This is a genomic window from Streptomyces sp. NPDC002265, assembly GCF_040296125.1.
GTDB lineage: Bacteria > Actinomycetota > Actinomycetes > Streptomycetales > Streptomycetaceae > Streptomyces.
Window position 1 is genome coordinate 1 of sequence record NZ_JBEOWS010000605.1, and the last position, 2,751, is coordinate 2,751.

Here is a 2,751-nt window from a genome sequence, read left to right on the forward strand (position 1 = left end):
TACGCATCGGCGAAAACAGGGAACGCCCCGTACAACTCACGCCCCATACCGACCCGCTGCGAACCCTGACCCGAGAACAGGAAGCCGACCTTGCCTTCGGGGCGGGCGCGTCCCAGTGTCACGTTCGCCGCCTGCCGGCCGGCTGCGAGGGCGGTGAGGGCTTGCCGGAGCTTGTCCGAGCCCTCTGCCAGGAGCACCGCGCGGTCCTCGAACGTCTCGCGGGAGGCAAGGGAGAGGCCGATGTCGGAAGCCGTCCAGCAGTCGTTCGCGTCCAGGTGGCCGGTCAGCCGGGCCGCCTGGGCACGCAGCGCCCGCTCGCCCTTGCCCGACAGCACCCACGGCACGAGCGCGCCGGAGTCGGGCGTGGGAGGCAGCTCCGGCCTGGCGGGGGCCTGTTCGATGATGGTGTGGGCGTTGGTGCCGCTGACTCCGAAGGACGAGACCGCGGCCCGGCGCGGGCGGTCCGACTCGGGCCAGTCGACGGCCTCCGTCAGCAGCCGGACGTCACCGGCCGACCAGTCCACGTGCGGCGTCGGCTCGTCCACGTGCAAGGTCTGCGGCAGCACGCCGTGGCGCATCGCCATGACCATCTTGATCACGCCGGCGACACCCGCGGCGGCCTGTGTGTGGCCGATGTTGGACTTCAACGAGCCGAGCAGAAGCGGCCGTTCACGGTCTTGTCCGTAGGTCGCAAGGAGGGCCTGCGCCTCGATCGGGTCGCCCAGCGTCGTGCCCGTACCGTGCGCCTCGACGACATCCACATCGCCCGGAGCGAGCCCTGCGGAGGCCAGGGCCTGCCGGATTACCCGCTGCTGCGCCGGGCCGTTGGGCGCCGTCAGCCCGTTGGACGCACCGTCCTGGTTCACGGCACTGCCCCGTACCACCGCCAGCACCTCGTGACCGTTGCGCACGGCGTCCGAGAGGCGCTCCACCAGCACCACCCCCGCACCCTCCGCCCAGCCCGTGCCGTCCGCGCCGGCGCCGAACGCCTTGCACCGGCCGTCGGGAGACAGACCGCGCTGGCGGCTGAACTCCACGAAAACGCTCGGACTTGCCATGACGGTGACGCCGCCGGCCAGCGCCATCGTGCATTCACCGTTGCGCAGCGACTGCATCGCCAGGTGTAGGGCGACCAGGGACGACGAGCAGGCCGTGTCGATCGTGACGGCGGGCCCTTCGAGTCCGAAGGTGTAGGCCACCCGGCCGGAGACGACGCTGGACGCGCCGCCGACGAGCCGGTGTCCTTCAACGCCTTCCGGCGTACGGCGCACCTCGGCTCCGTAGCCCTGGTATGCCATGCCGACGAAGACGCCGGTCCGGCTGCCGCGCAGCTGCGCGGGGGCGATCCCGGCCCGCTCGAAGGCCTCCCAGGAGGTCTCCAGCAGCAGTCGCTGCTGCGGGTCCATCGCCAGGGCCTCGCGCGGCGAGATCCCGAAGAAGCCGGCGTCGAAGTCGGTGGCGTCGTAGAGGAAGCCGCCGTCGCGCGCGTACGTCTTGCCGGGGCGATCGGGGTCGGGGTCGTAAAGGGCCTCGACGTCCCAGCCGCGGTTCGACGGGAACGCGGAGATGGCGTCGCCGCCGGACGTCACCAGGTCCCACAGCGCTTCGGGCGAGTCGACGCCGCCGGGCAGGTGGCAACTCATGGCCACGATGGCGATGGGCTCGTCGTCGGCGGCCGCGTGCCGCTCCTGCTCCACCGCGGCCTTCGATCCGAGCAGCTCGCTCTGCAGGAAGCGGGCGAGCGCCGTGGCGTTGGGGTGGTCGAAGACCAGCGTGGGCGGCAGTGCGAGCCCGGTCTCGGCGTTGAGCCTGTTGCGCAGTTCGACGGCGGTCAGGGAGTCGAAGCCCAGGTCCTTGAACGCCCGGTCGGGCTCGACCTCCGCGGCCGAGGAGTGGCCCAAAACGGCCGCGACGTGCCCGCGGACCAGGTCGATCAGGGTCTTCGTGCGCTCGGCCTCCGGCAGGCCGGCGAGCCGGGCCGCCAGGGGCGCGACTCCGGTGGCGGCGGCCGGTTCGGTGGTACCGGCGTGATGCACCTCGGGCAGCTCGGACAGCAGGGCGCTCGGGCGGCCGAGGGTGAACGGTCCGATGAACCGTTGCCAGTCGATGTCGGCCACGACGACCGTGGTGTCGTCGCAGTCCAGGGCGCGCTGGACCGCGGTCACGGCGAGTGCGGCGGGCAGGGTGAGGACGCCGCGGCGGCGCAGGTGCCCCTCGTCGGCGTCGGTGACCATGCCGCCGTCGGCCCACGGGCCCCAGGCGATCGCGGTCGCGGTCAGGCCCCGGGCCCTGCGCCGGGCGGCGAGCCCGTCGAGGAAGGCGTTGCCTGCCGCGTAGGCGGTCTGGAGTCCGCTGCCCCATACGCCGGCGATCGAGGAGAACATCACAAAGGCGTCGAGCTCGCGGTCGCCGAGGAGTTCGTCCAGGTGCGCGGCGCCGCCGGCCTTGGCCGCCACCGTGCGGGCGAAGTCGGCCGGCGTCAACTCGTCGAAGGGGGCGAACTGTTCCACGCCCGCGGCGTGGAAGACGGAGGTGAAGGTGTGCTCGGCGAGCAGTGCCGTCACCGCGTCGCGGTCGGCGACATCGCACCCGGCGAGGGTGACCCGCGCTCCCGTCTCCTCCAGTTCGGCCCTGAGCGCGGTCGCGCCGGGCGCGTCGGCGCCGCGGCGGCTCGTGAGCACCAGGTGCTCCGCTCCGGCACCGGCGAGCCAGCGGGCGACGTGCCCGCCCAGCGCACCCGTACCACCGGTG

1 protein-coding gene is annotated in these 2,751 nt (G+C 73.0%); it reads right to left on the reverse strand.

What is annotated here, in order from left to right; translation table 11 throughout:
* On the reverse strand, positions 1 to 2,751 hold a 2,751-nt coding region (locus tag ABT085_RS45420), incomplete at both ends, for a type I polyketide synthase (protein WP_351622865.1).